General features: G+C 36.3%; 17 protein-coding genes. 4 read left to right on the top strand and 13 right to left on the bottom strand.

Annotated features, from left to right (window positions below; all coding sequences use genetic code 11):
- Positions 1-3: 3 nt before the first annotated feature.
- The 4 genes from MR054_RS13510 to aroC all read right to left on the bottom strand — a co-directional run bounded on the left by MR054_RS13510 (position 4) and on the right by aroC (position 3,501).
- Positions 4-1,329, bottom strand: coding sequence for a dicarboxylate/amino acid:cation symporter (locus MR054_RS13510; RefSeq protein ID WP_242158352.1), 1,326 nt, complete (start codon positions 1,327-1,329; stop codon positions 4-6).
- Positions 1,330-1,439: 110 nt separating this feature from the next.
- Complete coding sequence (locus tag MR054_RS13505) at positions 1,440-1,982, bottom strand: acyl-CoA thioesterase (protein ID WP_242158351.1); 543 nt, start codon at positions 1,980-1,982, stop codon at positions 1,440-1,442.
- Between the two features lie 3 nt (positions 1,983-1,985).
- Positions 1,986-2,291 (bottom strand): hypothetical protein, encoded by a 306-nt coding sequence (locus MR054_RS13500; RefSeq protein WP_242158349.1) that lies wholly within the window; start codon positions 2,289-2,291, stop codon positions 1,986-1,988.
- A gap of 148 nt (positions 2,292-2,439) precedes the next feature.
- On the bottom strand, positions 2,440-3,501 hold the full coding sequence (aroC, locus tag MR054_RS13495; RefSeq protein WP_242158348.1) for a chorismate synthase: 1,062 nt from the start codon (positions 3,499-3,501) through the stop codon (positions 2,440-2,442).
- 222 nt (positions 3,502-3,723) lie between these two features.
- On the opposite strand from aroC, the gene MR054_RS13490 reads away from it, so the two are divergent.
- A complete protein-coding gene (locus tag MR054_RS13490) occupies positions 3,724-4,569 on the top strand; it encodes a UDP-2,3-diacylglucosamine diphosphatase (RefSeq protein WP_242086939.1) in 846 nt (281 codons plus the stop codon).
- 33 nt (positions 4,570-4,602) lie between these two features.
- Here MR054_RS13490 and MR054_RS13485 read toward each other — a convergent pair whose 3' ends face one another.
- Positions 4,603-7,530, bottom strand: a complete 2,928-nt coding sequence (locus tag MR054_RS13485) for an FAD-binding and (Fe-S)-binding domain-containing protein (protein ID WP_242158347.1) — start codon at positions 7,528-7,530, stop codon at positions 4,603-4,605.
- Positions 7,531-7,678: 148 nt separating this feature from the next.
- Between MR054_RS13485 and MR054_RS13480 the strand changes: the two genes are divergently transcribed.
- Positions 7,679-8,173: a hypothetical protein gene (locus tag MR054_RS13480; protein ID WP_242086934.1), complete on the top strand. Its 495-nt coding sequence runs from the start codon at positions 7,679-7,681 to the stop codon at positions 8,171-8,173.
- Positions 8,174-8,236: 63 nt separating this feature from the next.
- Here MR054_RS13480 and bshA read toward each other — a convergent pair whose 3' ends face one another.
- The 8 genes from bshA to MR054_RS13440 form a co-directional block, all read right to left on the bottom strand.
- Positions 8,237-9,373 (bottom strand): N-acetyl-alpha-D-glucosaminyl L-malate synthase BshA, encoded by a 1,137-nt coding sequence (gene bshA / locus MR054_RS13475; protein WP_242086932.1) that lies wholly within the window; start codon positions 9,371-9,373, stop codon positions 8,237-8,239.
- 92 nt (positions 9,374-9,465) lie between these two features.
- Entirely contained in the window at positions 9,466-12,423 is a 2,958-nt protein-coding gene (locus tag MR054_RS13470) for a serine hydrolase domain-containing protein (RefSeq protein WP_242158346.1), read from the bottom strand.
- 321 nt (positions 12,424-12,744) lie between these two features.
- Positions 12,745-13,968 carry a phosphoserine phosphatase SerB gene (gene serB / locus MR054_RS13465; RefSeq protein ID WP_242158345.1) on the bottom strand — a complete coding sequence of 408 codons (1,224 nt, stop codon included), beginning with the start codon at positions 13,966-13,968 and terminating at the stop codon, positions 12,745-12,747.
- A gap of 153 nt (positions 13,969-14,121) precedes the next feature.
- Positions 14,122-14,610 carry an ABC transporter ATPase gene (locus MR054_RS13460; RefSeq protein WP_242158344.1) on the bottom strand — a complete coding sequence of 163 codons (489 nt, stop codon included), beginning with the start codon at positions 14,608-14,610 and terminating at the stop codon, positions 14,122-14,124.
- Between the two features lie 45 nt (positions 14,611-14,655).
- A complete protein-coding gene (locus MR054_RS13455) occupies positions 14,656-15,444 on the bottom strand; it encodes a (Fe-S)-binding protein (RefSeq protein ID WP_242158343.1) in 789 nt (262 codons plus the stop codon).
- A gap of 9 nt (positions 15,445-15,453) precedes the next feature.
- The gene (locus tag MR054_RS13450; RefSeq protein ID WP_242158342.1) at positions 15,454-16,767 is read right to left on the bottom strand and encodes a 4Fe-4S dicluster domain-containing protein; all 1,314 of its coding nucleotides are present in this window, start codon (positions 16,765-16,767) and stop codon (positions 15,454-15,456) included.
- A 6-nt stretch (positions 16,768-16,773) separates the two neighbouring features.
- Entirely contained in the window at positions 16,774-17,709 is a 936-nt protein-coding gene (locus MR054_RS13445) for an MlaD family protein (protein WP_242158341.1), read from the bottom strand.
- 55 nt (positions 17,710-17,764) lie between these two features.
- A complete protein-coding gene (locus MR054_RS13440) occupies positions 17,765-18,865 on the bottom strand; it encodes an N-acetylmuramoyl-L-alanine amidase family protein (protein WP_242158340.1) in 1,101 nt (366 codons plus the stop codon).
- Positions 18,866-19,131: 266 nt separating this feature from the next.
- On the opposite strand from MR054_RS13440, the gene MR054_RS13435 reads away from it, so the two are divergent.
- Entirely contained in the window at positions 19,132-21,768 is a 2,637-nt protein-coding gene (locus MR054_RS13435) for a putative LPS assembly protein LptD (protein WP_242158386.1), read from the top strand.
- 13 nt (positions 21,769-21,781) lie between these two features.
- Positions 21,782-22,162 (top strand): RidA family protein, encoded by a 381-nt coding sequence (locus tag MR054_RS13430; protein WP_242086916.1) that lies wholly within the window; start codon positions 21,782-21,784, stop codon positions 22,160-22,162.
- The last annotated feature ends 76 nt before the right edge of the window (positions 22,163-22,238 follow it).

The following is a 22,238-nucleotide window of genomic DNA, read 5'->3' as shown; positions in this document are numbered from 1 at the left end:
CTATTATTTTACCTCATTATAGTGGTCATCCCATTCCTTTGGTTTGGGATCATGAATTTTATCCAAAGATTTTGCGACCAACATGGACACTGTTGCATCTCCGGTAACATTTACAACGGTGCGGCACATGTCCAATGGCCTATCCACCGCAAAAATAAGTGCTAATCCTATTGGCAATAATTCGGCCGGAAACCCAATGGATTCCAATACGATAACAAGCATCACCATACCAGCACTAGGTACAGCTGCACTTCCAATCGAAGCCAGTAACGCTGTTAAAATAATGACGAGCTGATTGGTAAACGTTAGGCCCTCGGGCCAAATAACTTGCATAATAAATACAGCCGCAATACCCTGATATAAACTTGTGCCATCCATATTAACAGTTGCTCCAACAGGTAATACAAAGCCTGATACTTCCTTATCTACGCCCAAATGTTCCTCAACACGTTCCATGGTAACAGGTAATGTCGCTGCACTACTGCTGGTTGAAAAGGCCAAGAGCTGTGCCGGACTTATTTCCTTTAAAAACCATGTCGGCGATTTTTTAGCAAATACTCCAATAAGCATGAGATAAAACAGAATCATTAAAATTAGTCCTCCTACAACACATAGGGCATAATATAAAAGTTTTACCAATATTTCGGTATCATCAAAAGCAATAATGACATTAGCCAGTAAAGCAAACACAGCATATGGTGCAAATAGCATGATTAAATCCACCATTTTCATAACCACTTCATTCAGCGAATCAAAAAAATTAATCAAGGGTTTAGCTTTTTTCTCACCAATAAGAAGCAGACATATTCCAACAAACAAAGCAAAAAAGATAACCTGAAGCATAGAAGCCTCCGCAAATGCCTTAAAAATATTACTTGGGAATATGTCAACCAATGCGCGTAACGGTCCTGCATCTTTTTGTGCCGTTGCTTCCATCAATTTATCAGTAACTCCCGCATCGTTTTCATATTTTAATTTAATCTTTTCAATAGTGTCTTTAGGCATCCCGTTACCCGGTTTAATAATATTTACAATACTTAAACCAATAACAATGGCCACTAATGTTGTTGTTATGTATATGGAAATTGTACGCAATCCCATAGACTTTATTTTGGAAATATCCTTTAAGTCTGAAATCCCTTTGATTAAAGAAGCCAAAATTAAAGGCACAGCTATAAGTTTTAAAAGATTAATAAAAATGGTCCCAAAAGGTGCAATCCAGTCTGATACAAATCCCTTTCCTCCATTAAATGTGTTCATAATGAATCCAAAAATGATTCCCAGAACCATTCCAATAATAATCTTCCAATGTAATGCCAGTTTTTTCACAATTTACGTTTTAGTTAATACCCTGTTTACAGACAAAATTTAAGCAATATAAGTATTATAAATGGCTTTAAATGTTTATGGCTTCTAAAAGATGACCCTTTTTACAGGTATCATAAAAACCATTTATCAACAATTTTTTCTGTCATTTTTACATTGTTATCATTAAAGACTTCGATAAGTTTATGTCGTTGCCGGGGAACCTTATCAGGATCTATACCCAAAGCTTCAATAATTTCTAAAGTAGGCACGGTATCACGTCCTTTTTTTGCCAGTCCATTCGCGAAGCAAGCGGCAATAGGTTTACCATTTCGCATTATTTTTTGCTCAAAATAAAACCAAGTATCATCTACAAAAGACATTCGCGTATAGACCTTAGCCTTTTGGAACATTTTTAATGGTCTATAAAATTGTACTTGAATAGCCTGATTGGGAAAAAACCACTTGTTTTTCGTGGCCACTTTAAAAAAATTTGTTCGAACCATGAAATCTGCTCGTCCCATTTCAAAAACGGTCATGATCGCTGCATGATTCATTACCGATACATCTATATCGGTAACCCAAACCCTAAAATTAACACATGTCGTTTCAGAACCGGCCACATGGGATCTTAATCTTGCTTTTATCAGAATGAACAGAAGTTTAATCCATCTCATGACTTAGTCTCTTAATTGAAACAAAATATCCATGATCTCAATGGTTGGAGATCCAATCACATGATAAGCGTCTTGAATGGATGCCGCCAGCTCTGATGCCTTGAATACTTGAAGTGATTCCATAGTATCCCAAACATACACCCCACCGTATTCGTGGTCTCCTAGTTTTAGATAATACTTTTGTACAATTCCGGTAATGGCTTTAAATTGTGGCTCACGTTTCTTAGCAACTTCATAAAGTTCTTTTTCAGACAAACTGGTTTTAAATCGAACCATCTGCATCACGGTGCCTGTTTTTGGCTTTCCCATACCTCATTTTAATTGGAATTATATATAACTGTTTTAATTATTTGTATTGAAAGATAAAAATAATTCCTGAATAAGACTATGGCGTTGCAGTACATCCCCATATCCTTGATCACAAAGATCTGTATTGGCTATAGATGTTAGATGTAGGCTACTGGTATATTTTATTCATCAAGTAAAAATCAGCCAGAACCAAAGCGGCCATAGCTTCAACAATGGGTACAGCTCTTGGAACAACACAAGGGTCGTGACGACCTTTTCCTTGCATTTCAACTATATTCCCATCTTTATCAATGGTTTCATATTTCTGTATCAGTGTAGCAACAGGTTTAAAGGCCACATTAAAATAAATATCCATACCATTGCTTATTCCGCCTTGTATTCCTCCAGAATGGTTTGTTTTTGTAGTTCCATCCGTATTAAAAGCGTCATTATGTTCACTACCATACATGGTACTACCTTGAAATCCACTACCATATTCAAAACCCTTAACAGCATTAATGGATAACATGGCTTTACCTAACTCGGCATGTAACTTATCAAATACGGGCTCTCCCAATCCCGCAGGCACATTTTTTAGGACGCAGCTCACAATTCCACCAACGGTATCCCCTTTACTCCTCACTTCTTTTATATAGTCTTCCATTTTGGCTGCCATAGATGGATCCGGACAACGCACCATATTGGATTCTACTTGTGTGAGATCCAATTCTGTATATGATTTTTCCAATGATAAGGTACCCACCCTAGACACATAGGCTGTAATCTCAACCCCTCTTAATACCTGTCTGGCAATAGCACCTGCCACTACACGGCAGGCTGTTTCTCGGGCTGAACTTCTTCCACCTCCACGATAATCCCTGAAACCATATTTTTGATCATAGGTATAATCTGCATGGCTAGGTCTGTAGCTGTCCTTAATGTGGCTATAATCATGCGATTTTTGATTGGTGTTTTCAATAACAAAACCAATGGGTGTGCCCGTTGTTCTTCCCTCAAAAATTCCAGAATGGAAGGATACAGTATCGGGTTCCTTACGTTGTGTGACAATGGCCGATTGTCCGGGCTTTCTTCTATTTAATTCCTGTTGAATGGCATCCAAATCCAATAGTATTCCCGAAGGACAGCCATCTATGACTCCGCCCAATGCAGGACCGTGAGATTCTCCATATGTGGTTAAATTAAAACATCTTCCAAAGGAATTTCCTGCCATAATTATATTTTTTGCTAAAATAAATCTTTTTTACAATCTATCTAGCTTAATCCTCATCTTAAAATAGGAATCCCCAGATTAAAAATGTTAAACCATGGCCAATCAACATGGTAAAATCCAAATTCAATAACAATTCCTTAACTCAATCCTCATAAAAAGATAATTTTGGGGTAATGTTTTATTAATATAAAAAGGGGTTATTTACCTCAAAAAGAATAGCCATTGAAAATAAAGCGAAAAGTTGAAATTGTTGTTATTTCTGATGTGCATTTGGGTACTTATGGCTGCCATGCCAAGGAATTACTAAGCTATTTAAATAGCATTGAGCCAAAGACACTTGTTTTGAATGGTGACATCTTTGATGGATGGCAATTTAGTAAGCGTTATTTTCCAAAATCGCATTTAAAAGTCATAAAAAAACTAATTGACCTGGCCTCCAGTGGTGTTGAGATTATATATGTAACTGGGAACCATGACGAGATGATGAGAAAATTTGCGGATACCCATGTTGGTAACATTTTAATCGTAAACAAAAAAATCTTGAATTTGGACGGGAAAAAAGCTTGGTTCTTTCATGGTGATATTTTTGATGTGTCCATTCAAAATGCCAAATGGTTGGCCAAACTTGGTGGCTATGGGTACAATTGGTTAACCCTTTTAAACCGATTTGTGAATTGGTATCTGGAAAAACGCGGAAAAGAGCGTTATTCGATATCCAAAAAAATTAAGAATAACGTAAAAGGTGCCTTAAAGTACATTAATGATTTCGAAAACGTAATTTCCGACCTTGCCATTGAACATGAATATGATTATGTGGTATGTGGTCATATACACCAACCTAAGATGGAGTATAAAGAAAATAGAAATGGTAAGACCTTGTATTTAAACTCCGGGGATTGGGTTGAAAACCTTAGCGCGCTGGAATATCAGTTCAAACGCTGGAAACTATACAATTTCAATAAAGATAAATTATCGCCTTTTTACGTTAACGATGATGATAATGATGATATGGAAATTCATGATCTCATTGCAGCTATAACAATTCTAGAGCAAAATTCCAATACGTAATAAGCAAATCTCTTGATTTCCCCTACAGTCAAATCACAAAAGTGCTTCTCTTAAAATCGTTATGGGATGCTTGGCCTCCCGTTGTGTCCCATCTTTTATTTGATGTCTGCAACTGGTTCCATTTGCCGAAATAATGACACCCTTGGAAGCATTCCTTATAGCAGGGAACAGGGTATGTTCTCCAATTTTCATGCTTATATCGTAATGTTCTTTTTCATAGCCAAAACTTCCAGCCATACCGCAGCAACCACTGGGAATAATAGTAACTTTATAATGCTTTGGTAAGTTTAATACGGCAAAACTAGAAAATTGGTTCCCCAGTGATTTTTGGTGGCAATGCCCGTGGAATTTAATGGTCTTTTTCTCTAAAGTGAACTGATCCTGTGTAATGTGGCCTAATTCTATTTCATTTTGAATAAATTCTTCTATTAGAAAAGTATTTTTAGCAATCTTTTTTGCCGAACCTTTATCGTCTGCAAGTTTTAAGTATTCATCTTTAAATGTATAAATAGCCGAAGGTTCAATGCCTATTAATGGTGTATCTTCAGAAATTTTGTCTTTATAAAGATCTACATTTTTATTGGCAAATTCTTTGGCTTTTTCTAATAATCCTTTAGACAAAAAGGCCCGACCAGATTCGGCATTATCCATTATTTCCACACTATAATTTAAACCTTCTAACAGTTGTAAAGTATCTATTCCTATAGGTGTGTCTAAAAAATTAGTGAATTCATCATTAAACAAATACACACGTTTTATGTACCCTTCTGGTTTCCTGTTCTTTATAAAATCTGTATAATACGATTTCAAATTTCTGTTGGAAATCAACGGTAAGGCTCTATTCCTGGCAATTCCAAAAATCCTCTTTAATAGATATGCCGTAAAACTATTAGAAAAGATGGTATTTGCCACTCCAGGTACCCGACTGGACCATTTATTCAGTTGGTTATTGTAAGCAAACAATTTAGTCCTTAGGGACACCCCATTTTCCTTCTGGTATTGGTATTGAAATTCGGCTTTTAAGCTGGCTACATCCACGCTGCTGGGGCATTCACTGGCACAAGCCTTACAACTTAAGCATAAATCGAATACTTCTGTAAGTTCTTTATGATTAAATCTATTGTCCTTATTGGAGTTTGTTAAAAACTCACGCAATGCATTTGCTCGAGCACGTGTTGTATCTTTCTCGTTTTGCGTAGCTCTGTAGCTGGGGCACATCACACCTCCAAATTCAGAAAGTTTTCTACAATCACCAGAGCCATTACATTTTTCCGTTTCGCGTAAAATGCCTTGTGATTTTGAAAAATCGAGAAAGGTTGGGATTTCAGGCTCATCTCGATCGACAGAATAGCGTAAGGATTGATCCATAGGTAAAGCATCGACAATTTTCCCAGGATTGAATATATTATCCTTATCAAAAGCCTTTTTGATATCTTTTAATAATTGATAATTTGCGTCCCCAATCATCATTGGAATGAATTCTGCGCGTACAATGCCGTCACCATGTTCCCCGCTTAGAGAACCTCTATATTTTTTAACCAATTGCGCAACTTCTGTCGTTATTTTTCTAAATAGGGTAACATCCTCATTTTTTTTTAAATTCAATATGGGACGCAAATGGAGTTCTCCTGCTCCGGCATGGGCATAATATACCGCGTCTTGCTTATAGGATTTCATCAAGGCAGTGAATTCAGAAATGTAATGAGATAAATCATCTAAAATAACTGCCGTATCTTCAATACAGGCGACCGCTTTTTTGTCACCTATCATGTTCCCCAATAACCCTAAACCAGCACTACGCAAATTATTTGCCTTATCCACGTGGTCGCCTTTAAGCATTGGGTAGGCATAGCTTAATCCAGTATCTTCTAAGGTTTTAATTAATGCCTTTGCCTTTTTTTCAACCTCTTGCAATGTATTGGCGCGAAGCTCACACATTAAAATGGCTTTGGGATCACCTTGCAAAAACCCACGATTTTCTTGCTGGGTCTTATTGTTTTTGGTGCAGTCTAAAATGGTTTTATCCATCATCTCGCAAGCAAATAAATCATGGGTCATGACAGGAACAACACCATTCAAACAATTTTCTATACTGCCAAAATGAGCCGCTATCATAATAACTTCACTAGGCGGTAATTTATCGAGTTTCAAGGTGATTTGTGTAGTAAATGCCAAAGTACCCTCACTACCTGAAAGGACTTTACACATGTTAAACATTTTAGAAGAAAAAGAAGAAGAAAACACTTCAGATTTTATCAATTCGTCTATGGCATATCCTGTATTTCTTCTGTGGATTTCAGATTTCGGAAAATTCGATACGATTTGTTGCTGAACAGATTCTGGCTTTAAAACGTCGTAAATACTTTTATAAATGAGCCCTTCTAAAGTAGTTTCCTTAGTTTTTTTTTGGAATTGATCTACAGTCATTTCACCAAAAACAACCTCACTACCATCACTCAAAATGGTATGCATTTCCAATACTTTATCCCGTGTCACGCCATACTTTATAGATGTGGACCCCGAAGAATTATTGCCCACCATGCCTCCAATCATACAACGATTGGAGGTGGATGTGTTTGGACCAAAAAACAGTCCATGGGGTCTTAAAAAATTATTCAACACATCACGCACCACTCCGGGTTGCACAGTAACGGTTTGTTTCTCCGCATCAAATGCTAAAATTTTTGTAAGGTGCTTAGATACATCCACTACAATTCCCTTGCCCACACATTGTCCCGCTAACGAAGTCCCTGCTGTACGGGGAATTAATGAGGTTTCATGCGTTCTAGCAAAATGAATGAGCTTTTTAATATCATCATAATGTTTTGGATAAGCTACAGCCATGGGTAACATTCGGTAAACCGATGCATCAGTAGCGTAAAGTGCCCGCATAAGATCATCAAAAAACAGTTCTCCGCTAAGATTTTTTCTTAAGGTCTGTAAATCTGACTTTAAGCCCATATATGGAATAAAAAGTTTATAAATTTAACGTGTTGCTAAAGATAATTACATTTTTGGCGTTATTTTTGTAAAAGTACCTCAATGTTAAAAATAAACTATTTTTAACCTTTGAACGTATATTAACAACGAAACAAAAATTTTAAATTTTATGAAAAAAGTATTTTTAGTAACAATAGCTCTTATTGGATTTGCATTTACCTCTAACGCTCAAGCCATAGCCGACAATGCCCTTGGTTTAAGACTTGGTGATAGTGATGGCTTTGGTGCCGAAGTGTCATACCAACGTGCCTTAGGGGATAATAACCGTTTGGAATTTGATTTAGGATGGCGAAATGGTAATAATTTTGATGGTTTTAAGTTGGCTGGTTTATATCAATGGGTATTTCCTCTTGATGGTACCTTTAACTGGTATGTGGGTGCTGGTGGTGGATTGGCTTCGTATGATGGCAATTATAGCATACCTGGTGGTGGCACTGTTAGTGACAGCGAAACCTTTTTCTTTGCTGCAGGAGATATTGGCATTGAGTATAATTTTGAAATACCATTACTTCTCTCATTAGATTTTAGACCCGAAATTGGATTTGGAGATTTTAATGATGACTTAGATTTCGATATTGCCCTTGGAATTCGATATCAGTTCTAGATATGAATACAAAAAAAAGCATTCCATAATGGAATGCTTTTTTTTATTTATCCTCTTATAAAACTACAATACCATACATTTTGCTAGTGTATCTTCATAAATGGCTTCATATTGAGGCACTATAGCGTGTAAATCAAATTTTAAGGACTCTTTTCTTGCATTTTCTTTAAATGTTTTTAAACGCTGGGCATCGCTTAAAATATGTAACGCTTTACTGGTCATGTCTTCGATATCCCCTACATTGCTCAAAAATCCTGAAACACCTTGAACATTGACCTCAGGTATTCCACCCGTATTACTTGAAATTATGGGCACACTGGACGCCATAGCCTCCAGTGCCGCCAGTCCAAAACTTTCAGTTTCTGAAGTTAGTAAAAACAGATCACTAAAATAGAGAATTTTATTAATTTCATTGCTCCTGCCAAAAAAAATCACTTTATCCAATATACCTAACTTCTGACAGTTATATTCTATCCTTTCCCGTTCCGGTCCTTCACCAATGAGCATTAATTTCGCAGGCATTTCTTTCTGAATATTGTAAAATACGGATATCACATCCTGTACCCTTTTTACTGGTCTTAAATTACTAATGTGCGTAATAATTTTTTCGTCATCATTAGCCAACATGGAACGTTGACAGTCCGTAAATTTATAATTATGCTTATCTAAATCTATAAAATTTGGTACGACATGAATTTCATTTTTTATATCAAATAATCGCAAGGTGTCTTCCTTCAAACTTTTAGAAACCGCAGTCACGGCATCTGATTTATTAATACTGAAGGTTACCGCAGATTTATAAAATGGATGACTGCCAACCAAAGTAATATCCGTACCATGCAAAGTCGTTACAATAGGCACATAGATGTCTTCTTCTTGGAGCATTTTTTTAGCCATGTAAGCGGCATAAGCATGGGGAATGGCATAATGAACATGTAAAATTTCAATGTTGTGAAGTTTTACCATATCTACCAACTTACTGGATAAGGCGAGCTCATAGGGTTGGTAGTGAAACAATGGGTAATCCGGTACGGTGACTTCATGATAGTGCACATTATTGCTCAATAATTCCAACCGAACCGGCTGGTTATACGTAATAAAATGTATTTCATGTCCACGTTTAGATAATTCTAGACCTAACTCTGTGGCTACTACTCCACTTCCTCCAAAAGTCGGATAGCAAACGATTCCTATTTTCATATTACAAGTTATGAATATTTCAACATACAAGAGCCTGAAGTATATATGCAATAAATTTTTATGTGCGTCAAGCTTTTACTCTTGGTACTTTTTTAATTGTCTATAGCCTCATAAATAAGACGCTGTATTATGGTTCTGATATTTTCTCTTAGCAATACATTATTTTCGGCTTTAGGATAAGTTCTGTTAGCCAAAAACACATACACAATTTCTTCCTCTGGATCGGCCCATGCATAAGTGCCCGTAAAACCGGAATGTCCAAAACTCGTCATCGATATACATCCACAAGTAGGTCCTTCCTCTTCGAGTTGAGGTTTGTCAAAACCTACACCTCTTCTGTTATCTTTATTACAGTAATAGCATGTATTAAACATATCAATGGTCTCAGGTTTTATATAACGTTTGCCACCATAAAACCCTTTTTGCAAATATAACTGCATTATTTTTGCCACATCATTAGCATTACTAAATATACCGGCGTGCCCTCCAACACCATTTTGCATTGCTGCTCCCATATCGTGAACATAACCATGTATTTCCTGATATCTGTAATAGTCATCAACTTCAGTGGGTACAATTTTTTTATCACTCATTTTATGATAGGGATTATACATGGTATAATTAGCTCCCAAAGGATCATAAAAATGATTTTGAACCAATTCATCTAATCTTCTGTCGTAATGATACTCAATAAATTTCTTAAGCATATAATACGGAAAATCACTATAGCGATATCGAAGCCTGCTAAGCAACTCCGAATCTTTTATTATTTCTTGAATCGAATCCTCATAATCAGTTCTCAAAAAAAGGTTCTTGGCGACTTCCAAGTCAAATGCTTTACTCCTTTCCCTCCTATAGTATTTTGCACTGGGTTTTTTAGTTACGGAATCCAGCGTCTTGTAATAAAATGGTTCCCAGGGGCGTAATCGGGCATAATGGGACAACATACTTTTTATGGTAATGTTAGCCTTATTGGAGTCCTTATACTCTGGCAAAATTTCCGGTAATTTAGTATCCAATGTGACAATACCTTGATCAACTAATTCCATTAAAAGTGGTAAAGTGGCTAAAATTTTAGTCAGCGATGCCACGTCATAGATGTCATCAGAGCTGACGGTTTCCCGTCCTTTATAGGTATGCTTTCCAAAATTCTTGTTATAGACCACCATTCCTTTTCGAGCTATCAAAAGTTGAATACCCGGGGTCATTTTTTCCTTTATCGCCATTTGCGCTACAGAATCTATCTTATTTAAACGCTCCGAATTCATTCCTACACGTTCCGGTAAACCATAACGCAAGCGTTCAATAGCATTATTGAAAACCCCATCGCCAACTTTAAAATAATCACCTGCTGAAACTGGTAAGATCCCTTTTGAGGGGATCGCACCAAATAATAATTGCGCCGACTTTTTCTGCGCGATTATACTGTTTTGATAACTTACCACTACGGCTTCAATATCTGTAACATCATTAAGGTCAATGAGGGCATATGGTTTAACAAAAATATCCAAAATCACCGTATGGGATTTTGATATTTGGGTTATCCAATCCAATTCCTCTTCACTGAATTTATAGGGTTTCCAAGGATTTTCGTTAGAACGATGAAATCCTATAATCACGGTATTATAGGCCTGTAATTTATTGGTTAAGGTCTTGAAGTCATCTGATTCGATTTTATGAATCTTCGTGTATTTTTTAAGTTCATTAAAAAACGCTGAACCAGAGTCATCACCTATTCCTACATAAGCAAAAGATTTGGTTTCCAGGTTTTGGAATGGTAACACATTCTGCTCATTTTTTACAATGGTCAGTGCATTTTCTATGAGTTCTTCATAAAGGAGATCGTCTTTTAGTCTATTTAAATCTTCTTTTAAATTATGCAGACCTATAGGTTCGTAATTATTAAGACCAACTTTATATTTTGCTTGAAGTACTTTTTTTACGGAGTGTGATAAACGCTCTTCTGATATTTCACCACTGTTGTAGGCCTGCTCAATTCTTGCAATCCCTTCGGGGACATCTTCGGAAATAAGCAATACATCGTTACCGGCCTTAAAAGCCTCTAAATCTATAGCTCCACGAGTTGTAAATTCATTTGAAGTATTTCCGTCCACATCAGGCAGTGCTAAATCTGCAACACCTCTCATGTTTAAGGCATCAGTGAATATAAGACCATTAAAACCAAGGCGTTTCTTTAAAATATCTGTAACGATATGCCTTGACAAGGATGAAGGGTAACCCAAACGGGATTCTAAACTGGGAACATTTAAATGGGCTACCATAACACTCGATAAACCGGCTTTAATAAGTGTTTTATAAGGGTATAGCTCAATGGAATCTATACGTTTCTCATCAAAACTTACCGATGGCAGCGTCTTGTGTGAATCCTGATCTGTATCGCCATGACCAGGAAAATGTTTTGCATTGGCCAAAACTCCAGCGCCTTGCATACCTTTCATGAAAGCCATGGCCTTATCGGTAACATTGTCACGACTTTCCCCAAACGACCGATTTCCTATTATTGGGTTATTGGAATTGGTATTGATATCGACCACAGGGGCAAAATTAAAATGCACCCCTAACCGTTTGCAATGCTCTCCTATATACTGACCTGTTCGTTCTATAAGGGCATTGTCCTTTATAGCTCCTAAGGTCATATTCCATGGAAATGAATAGGTGGAGTCTAAACGCATACCTAACCCCCATTCGGCATCCATACCAATCAACAACGGAACTTTGGAAATGGCCTGTAATTCGTTGTTGAGTTTCGCTTGCTTAACCGGTCCTCCCAATGAATAAATTACACCCCCTAATTTATAATTCCTAACTAATTCGGTATTGGCTTGCTTCGTCTTCTCATCCTGATCGGAAAAAATCATAATCATGTATAACTGTCCAATCTTTTCCTTTAAAGTTAACGAATGATATACACTATCTACCCATTTGTGCTGTGCTTCCACATTCGATGCTGCCAAAGGATTATTCGCGGCTTGAGAAAATGCGGATAACGAGATGAAAAGAGAGAAGATAACAAAATAGATGTGGCGCATAAAAAAGCAATATTTAAAGTTTACTGTCACCGTAGAAACCAGACAATAATCCTGCCAAATTAATACTTTTCAAAGAAGATAAAAAGACTTTAAGATAGATTTATAATAAGGTTATAAACAAAATCAATCCATTACAAACTTAAACTTTGTGGAAATTATTGAGGCACTCAAACCGGTATTCCTAATATAGTTATGATAGGATAAATCCATACTTTTTAAACCAAATTTCCAGATGGGATAGCGCTAAAACTGTAAGATTATTTTAACTGCATAAAAAACTTGTAAATTGCAGCCGCATTTCCTTCTAATTAAAATTAAAAACTAATCAATTAAATCAATATGACGATCGTGATACCCTAATAAGTACAGCACTCCATCCAATCCTATACTGGATATGGAACTCTGGGCATTATTTTTTACTTTGGGCTTGGCATGAAATGCTATTCCCAAGCCAGCCAAATTAAGCATTGGCAAATCGTTGGCCCCGTCACCAACAGCTATGGTCTGGCTAATGTCTATCCCCTCCTTTTTAGCAATTTCTTTGAGGTATTCCGCCTTTTTGTCTCCATTTACAATATCCCCGAGATGGTTACCCGTTAAAACCCCATCTTTAATTTCAAACTGATTGGCATAAACATAGTCAATCCCAAACTCCTTTTGTAAGTAATGTCCAAAATACGTAAAACCCCCTGATAAAATGGCTGTTTTAAAGCCATAACTTTTTAGAGTATCAATAAGTCTTCTAGCGCCTTTTGTTATTGGAAGATTAACCGCTACATTGTGCAGAACCTCTTCACTCAAGCCTTTTAAAAGTTTCATACGCCGTATAAAACTTTCATTAAAATCAATTTCACCCTGCATTGCGGCTTCTGTAATAGCTTTAACCTCATCTCCAACCCCTGCAAGTTCCGCCAATTCGTCAATAACTTCGGTTTGTATTAGTGTCGAATCCATGTCAAAACAAACTAAACGCCTGTTTCTCCTAAAGATATTATCTTCTTGAAAAGCAATGTCAACATCTAAATCATGTGAAATTTGCATAAACTTTTCAGTAAACTCGGCCTTATCATCAATTTGACCGCGAATGGACAATTGAATAGACGCTCGTGGATATTCCTCTTCCCTTACCAATGATAACCGACCTGTAAGACGCTTTATGGAATCGATATTTAAATTCTTTTCGGAAATTATTTTTGTCACTTCTGAAATTTGTTCTGCTGCCAATTTTTCGCCCAAAATGGTAACAATATAGCGATTCTTACCCTGAAGGCTTACCCAATGTTCATAATCATTCAAAGAGATTGGCGTAAATTTAGCCTTTATACCAAGCTCATAGGCCTTAAATAGCAAGTCCTTCAGGACAGCTGCTGATTTTTTTCCTGATTCGATTTTAAACAATATGCCTAAGGATAGGGTTTCGTGAATATTGGCCTGCCCTATATCCAATATTTTAGCATCATAGGCCGCCAATACACCCGTTAAACTGGAAGTGAGACCAGGTTTATCTTGACCAGATATATTTAATAAAAAAATTTCATTAGCCATAATGTAGTCTTTGCTTTTTACAAGCTGTAAAAGTGGGTATTCTAATTAAATTATGAAAGTATTTTTAATGTTAGTTTTCCTATTTGTATTTATATTTTCAGGCAGAGGTTTTTATGGTCTCTTAAGCATAACTTAGGATCTGAATGACCTTTTCTATGACTTCAAAAACCTTTTATGCCAACTCTCACCGGCCGGAACTTCCCAATGGTCATTGAATTCTGCAATAGTGTTCACTAAATTATTGAATACTACGGTTTGTTTTGAAATCGCTTTATCTTTTGCCATTTGTTTAAAGTCTAAAAGCGATTTATAAGCAATATAGTCACCTTGTTTGAAGGAAACATTCATTTTATCTAATAAATCTACATGATAATCTTTCTCCAATTCCTGTATAAAATGCACCGATGCATCAATGGAACATCCCGTTGCCTTATTTAAATTTTGATTTAATCCAATTACTATAAATCTTTTATATTTAATAACATAACCCGCATTTAAATTACTCCCATGTGCGGTCCAGTTTTCAATAAAAATATCCAGTTTCTGTTGGATTTCGCGAAGCTCATCATCGGTAAATGATCGATTGGCCTGGTAAATCCAAACTCTTGATTCTTCTGGTAATGAATAAAAATCTACTAACATAATATAATCTTACAAATATCTAGAATTAACGCTTGGAGCCTCATACTACAAATCTTGTGCGTTGGCAATAAGTTCTGCAAGGTCCATAACATGAATCTTCTCTTTCTCTTTAGCTTTGACACCATCCGTCATCATAGTATTACAAAACGGACAACCCGTTGCAATAATTTCAGACTTAGTGTCTAATGCTTGTTCCGTACGCTCTATGTTAACCTCTTTGTTACCCTTTTCTGCTTCCTTAAACATTTGTGCCCCTCCTGCCCCACAGCATAAGCCATTTCGTTTACAGCTTTTCATTTCAACCAATTCCGCTTCTAATTTTTCTATTAGGTTACGCGGTGCTTCATAAACGCTATTAGCACGACCTAAGTAACAAGGATCATGAAAAGTTATTCGTCTGCCCTTGTATATCCCACCTTCAATGGTTAAACGTCCTTCATCCAGCAGTGTTTTTAAAAATTGCGTGTGATGCATTACGTGATAACGACCACCCAATTCGGGGTACTCATTTTTTATGGTATTAAAGCAATGTGGACACGCCGTTACTATGGTTTTGATTTTATAAGCATTAAGTAATTCTATATTTGTTACGGCCTGCATCTGGAACAAAAATTCATTTCCAGCCCGTTTGGCAGGATCTCCAGTGCAACTCTCCTCAGTGCCAAGTACAGCAAACTCAACTTTAGCCTTATCTAATAACTTGACCAAGGCTTTTGTTATTTTTTTAGCCCTATCGTCAAAACTTCCTGCACATCCAACCCAAAACAACACCTCTGGTTGTTTGCCTTGAGCCACATAATCTGCCATTGTCGGTACTTTTAATCCATCACTCATGTTATGTATTTATTCGTTCTTCCAATTCAATCTATCCATTTGATTATACGGCCATGGTGCACCATTATTTTCGATATTGGTCATCATGTTGTTGAGCTCAACAGGAGCTGCGCTCTGTTCCATAACCAAATAACGACGCATGTCTACAATTATAGATAATGGATCGATCCCGACGGGACAAGCTTCTACACAGGCATTACATGTCGTGCATGCCCAGAGCTCTTCACGTGTGATGTAATCATCCAGCAACTGCTTTCCATCATCTTTAAATTCACCTTTGTGGGAATCTATGTTTTTTCCCACCTCTTCCAGACGATCTCTAGTATCCATCATTATTTTTCTTGGTGACAGTTTTTTACCCGTTTGATTGGCAGGGCACTCACCGGTACAGCGCCCGCATTCTGTACAGGTATATGCATTGAGCAATTGCACCCAGCTTAAATCTTGAACATCACTAGCTCCAAATTTGGCCGGTATATCCGCTTCAGAATCAGGAATTGGAGCAGCAAAAGGATCCACATTGGGGTCCATCATTAATTTCACTTCTCTGGTTACGGCTTCTAAATTATTAAACTGTCCCTTAGGCGTTAACTTAGCGTAAAATACATTAGGGAAGGCCAATAATATATGCAAATGTTTTGAAAAATATAAATAATTTAAGAATCCAAAAATCCCCAATATATGCAACCACCAAGCTGACCTTTCAATAATATGCAAAGTTCCATCAGATAAATTTGAAAACCCCATGGCAACAAATTGACTTATACTATTTCCAGAACCTAATTCTTGAAATTGAATGTCGGTAGCATTCATAATTAAGAAAAGAGTCATGAGCACCATTTCAAAATACAGGATGTAATTAGCATCATTTTTTGGCCAACTTGTCATTTCACTTTTCCAAAACCGTTGTAATTTAATCATATTTCGTCTTATCCAAAATACAATAACGGCCACAAATACTAAAATTGCGAGAACTTCAAAAAACCCAATTAAAAACCCATATATAGATCTAGGGAGTATTTTCAATGCTATTCGATGGGTACCAAAAAGCCCATCGATAATTATTTCTAAGATTTCAATATTTATAATGATAAAACCCAGATAAACAATAATATGAAGTATTCCTGCCACCGGACGCCTAACCATTTTACTTTGTCCAAGAGCTATTAATGCCATATTTCTCCATCGCTGTCCTTTGTGATCACTAAGGTCAACCTCCCTACCCAGATTTATGTTTCGGATAAGCTTTTTTACATTTTTAGCAAAATAACCAATACCAATAACCAGGGCTATTGCAAAACATATATTGGGCAAATATTCCATTACAACTTAATTAGACTGCTCATTTCCTGTATAAGGAATTTCCTTTTTAGATAAAATTCTAAAATACCGTTTGGGATGTAATTTGATATCCCTTAAAAGTTCTTCCAATTCCTTTGTTGCCCCTTCAAGGTTATCATATAGTGTTTCATCTTTGAGAAGTTTTCCAATGGAACCCTTCCCTTTTTCCATTTCACCCAAAATGGTGTTAAAAGTTAAAAGGGTTGCATCTAAATTATCAACTGTTTTACTAAGCTCAACTTGCTTGATGTCATCGGTTAATGTCGCTAAATTTTCACTGGTTGTATTAAAATTATCAATAACCTTGGTCAATTTATTATCATTATTATCCACCATAGTTTGGGCTGATACGGCCAAGTCTTTCACAGCTTTTAAGGTAGTATTCAATTCAGATATAGTCGCTTTTATTCCATTTTTAGAATCGTCGGTTATTAAGGTATTCAAACTTATTAGCAAAGTATCTGCAGATCGTAAGGTGCTGTCCAAATTAGAACTAAGACCAGAAAAATTACTCTTTAAACTGGATATGAGCCCGGGTTGAATTTCAGATTCAATAAAATCTCCATTTTTAGCCAATTCGGAATCGTTCGCTTTTATAATGGCAAGCGCATTACCCCCCATTAAACCAGTTTCATACAATCGCATTTTACTATTCTTAGAAAACTTTAACTCAGGATCGACCGTAAAATACACCTTGGTCTTACCCGTTTTAAAATCATACACAATATCGCTAACCTTACCCACAGCATTACCCTTAATGGTTACAGATGAAGACGTGCTCAACGCATTGTAATCAAACTCAGTATAATAAATGGCTTCATTGGAAAAAATACTCTCGCCTTTTAAATAATTAAATCCGTAAATAAGAAGGAAGATTCCAGAAATTACAAGTAAGGCCGTTTTAATTTCTTTAGATAGTTTCAAAATAATTTATCTTTTTTAGAAAAACAAATTTAAGATAAATTTAAAAAGAATGAATCTAATTAGCTGTAGTTTTTAAAGCCTCCGATAAAGTAATCTTTTTACCCGCTTTAAAGGGGACCACGAAGCTAGAGCTAAAGCCCTTACTTTTTGCTTCCTGGATCATCGTTTTAGTGGCTTCATAGCTAGAGGTTTGTCCATAAAAATATTTATATAGATTTCCTTCCTTGTACATAGATATCCCATTTAATCCCTTAAAATTATACGGTTCGGTATCTATAGACTTGGAACTTGCCGCTATTTGAACTTTGAAGACAACATCATTTGGATTATCGCTCATTGTAACCTCATCACCGAAATCTTCTAATGAATAATCTATATTTGAATTTAAACTATTTTTATATTCCAAAACTGCCGAAACTATGGCCTGCGACATTTCTGATTGTCCTTTTCTTGAATTCAAGTAGGTCCCTTCACTTTTATAGGTTAGAAAACCTGTTTCAATTAAAACACTGGGCATTACGGTTTGATGCAACACGATAAAGCCTGCTTGTTTGACCCCTCTGCTTTTGCGATTAAGTCCTCCGGAAAAATTTTTCTCTATTAAACTGGCTAATAATATACTTTGGTCCAAATATTCCTCTTGACTCAACAAAATACTCATAACAGATTCGGGTGAATTGGGATCAAATCCTTGATAATTTTTTTCGTAGTCATCCTCTAAAAAGATTACTGAATTTTCCTTTTTTGCCACTTCAAAATTCGTTTGATTTCGGTGGGTACCTAAAACAAAGGTTTCCGTACCATGGGCACTGGAGCCGTGTGCATTGCAATGCACCGAAACAAAGAGGTCAGCATTAGCCTTATTCGCTATTTTTCCTCTTACAAACAAGTCCACAAACACATCTTTTTCTCGTGTATAGATGACTTCTATATTTGGGTTTTTTTCTAATTCTTTACCTACCATTAAAACAATCTTTAAAGCAATGTCCTTTTCCTTAAAACCGTTACCAATATTACCAGGGTCATTGCCACCATGTCCAGCATCCAAAACCACTACAAATTTATGGTCTTGTGATCGGGCATTAGCACTTATAAAAGAAAAAAATGTCAATGCAATTACAAAAAATACGAAATGTCGCCACTCTATCGTTTTCATGTGTATGCTTTATTTAAATAAGTCAGTCGTATTAAAAATGACATCTGATTTTAAATAAAATCGATGCCAAGAAATCGTTTAACGACTTTAAATCCATGTCTATTATAATTAAAATTTTTAAATGAATATCAAGTAATTCACAGAAAAATATATGTAATTTTGGCAATTCAAAAACCGAGCCATACTTTTACAAAAATACATTAAACGCGTTGCATACAAACAACTTTAAAATACTTTTTGCCTTAAGTTTTACCATGTTTATCAACATGCTTTGCTACGCTCAAGAGTTCCCTGTTAAAAAAGAAATAGTCAATAATAAAAAGGATACCATCCCCAAAAGTATCACTATCAGAACGGATAGTATTCTTGATAACCATGGCATAAACAGGAAGGAACAGGACTCTATGGTCGTGGATTCTGTAAAGCCTAAAAATGAGATTTTAACTGCTATTGTAAAATATACAGCTACCGATTATGCCTCTTTTAACAAAAAAAAGCAAAAATTATTCTTATATAACCAGGCGGAAATAGACTATGGGGATATGAATATCAAGGCTGGCAGTATTACCATAGATCTGAGCAAAGATGAAGTTTACGCAAAAGGCATTACCGATAGTATTGAAGGCTACACACAGGCACCTGTATTCACACAAGGGGGCAACATAGTTGAACCCGATTCCATCTTATTTAATACCAAATCGGAAAAAGCCCTTATTTACCATTCCATTACCGAACAAGGTGAAGGAACAGTTATAGCCAATGTAACGAAGCGCGTTAACGACTCCGTATATTTTATAAAAGATGCCAAATACACAACAGCTCAGGATTTAGAAGACCCTGAATATTATATTAAATTAAGAAAAGCTAAGGTTGTACCGAAAAAAAAGATTGTAACCGGTCTTGCCAATTTGTTTATTTATGATGTTCCAACGCCAATTGGTTTACCTTTTGGATTCTTTCCCCAATCAGAAAAGCAAACCTCAGGCATCATTATTCCTAGCTTCGGTGAGCAAAATGACCGGGGGTATTTTTTACAAAATGGGGGGTATTATTTTGCCATTAGCGATTATTTTGATCTTGCGATATATGGCGATTATTACACGAACGGTAGTTATGGTTTCCGAGCAGAAAACACCTATGCGGTACGTTATAAATTTAGAGGGAATTTAAGTTTCCGATACGAAAATTTAATTACCAGTGAACGTGGGTTTCCAGATTATGCAAGAAACACCATTTATAATTTAAGATGGTCGCACAGTCAGGATTCAAAAGCTAATCCAAGTTCTCGATTTTCCGCCTCCGTGAATCTGGGAAGTAGTACGTATTACAGGAACTCCCTTAATCAGATTAATACCGGGAATTTTTTAAATAACACTTTAGCTTCTTCCGTGTCCTATTCCAAAACCTTCCAAGGAGAACCTCAGGTTAACTTTAGCGTAACAGCAACACATTCCCAAAATACCAATACCGAGCAAATAAACATGACTTTACCTACCTTTCAGGGCAGTGTTGGACGTATATATCCTTTAGCCCCAAAAACGGGCTCAAAAAAAGGAATAATTCAAAACATTAACCTGCAATATAGTGTTAGGGGAGAAAACAGGATTCAAACAACAGATTCATTGTTCTTCAAAAAGGAAATGTTTGATGATGCCAGGACAGGTTTCCAACACGCGATACCTTTAGCCACAAATTTTAAGATATTCAAATATTTTAGTGTTAGTGCCAGTACTAACTATAATGAGGTTTGGACCTTTAATACTATTAATAAATATTACGACCCAGAGGAAGAAAAAATTGTTACTGAAGATATCAAAGGGTTTGACTCATTCAGAACGTATAACTTTAGTACGAGTTTAGGAACCACCATTTATGGTATGTTTAATTTTGAGAAAGAAGGTGAAGATCGCGCGATTAAAGCTATTAGGCATGTTATGCGCCCCTCGGTAAGTTATAATATTAATCCTGCATTCGATAAATATTATGAGACGGTTGAAGTTATTAATGCGGATGGACAAACAGAAAGTGAAGTCGAATTTTCACGATTTGAAGGTGGGCTTTTTGGGGTGCCAGGCAAGAATTTTTCCAGCTCCATGGGTATTTCCGTTTCTAATAACTTAGAAGCTAAGGTTAGGGACAAAGACAGCACGGCTACCGAGCCCAAAAAAATAGTACTCCTTAATAATCTTAATTTTTCCACATCTTACAATTTCGCTGGAGATTCGCTTCAGTGGAGTCCCGTTAGAATGAGCGGAGGCACCCAACTTTTTAATAACAAAATGAGTGTAAATTTTGGTGCGACTCTCGATCCCTATGCCTTGGATAATAATAATAACAGAATTGATAAGTTCAATATTAACAATGGTGGTAGTCTGTTTAGGTTGACCAGTGCCAATTTAACCATGAGTTATTCATTATCCAATAAAGACAATAAAAAAGACCAAGGTCCAGAGGCAAGTAACAGGCCTGAGGACGTCTTACCAAAAAATTTGGATTTTGCCAACCAACAAATAAATGCCTCTGAAGAAGACAATGAGGAGGAAGAAAAGCCTAGTGAATTATTTAACTACAAAATTCCCTGGAACCTGCGGTTGGCCTATGCTGTAAACTACAATAATAGTAGGCGTCAAAATGAAATTTCATCCCATTCACTCATGTTTTCAGGCGATGTTGAACTTTCTCCAAAATGGTCAGTTGGAGTGTCGTCTGGTTATGATTTAAAAAATCAAGGATTTACCTATACCCAATTTAGGTTTGAACGTGATTTGTTAAGTTGGCGTATGAGTTTCAGCTGGGTGCCATTTAGTGCCCGAAGTTCCTGGAATTTCTTTATTGGTATAAAGTCCAGTATACTAAAAGATTTAAAATACGAAAAACGTAGACAACCAGATCAACAATTATAGATACCTCATTAAAATGAAAAAAATAATAACTACACCGTTAGCACCTGCACCAATAGGACCATACAATCAGGCTATTTTGGTTGACAATACCCTATACACATCCGGACAAATAGCACTCGATCCAAAAAGCGGAAATTTAATTTTAGACGATATAAAATCAGAAACCCACCAGGTGATGAAGAATTTAAAAGCGGTACTCAAAGCTGCGGACATGACTTTTGCGCATGTCATCAAAGCTACCATTTTTATAAGTAATATGGATGATTTTTTAATTATTAATGACGTTTATGGTAGTTATTTTGACCATGCTGTCGCACCCGCTCGAGAAACAGTTCAGGTCGCGCGATTACCTAAAGACGTTCATGTTGAAATTAGTATGATTGCCATCAACTGATTCTGATTTCTTTTCCGAATAATTGTAAATTATTTTCTTCTTTCAGCGTAAAAAACTAAATTTATTACTATATAAT

Source organism: Aestuariivivens sediminis (genome assembly GCF_022662105.1).
In the GTDB taxonomy this organism is placed as follows: domain Bacteria; phylum Bacteroidota; class Bacteroidia; order Flavobacteriales; family Flavobacteriaceae; genus Aestuariivivens; species Aestuariivivens sediminis.
Note: the sequence above shows the minus strand (reverse complement) of the source record. Positions and strands in the feature narration are given on the sequence as shown.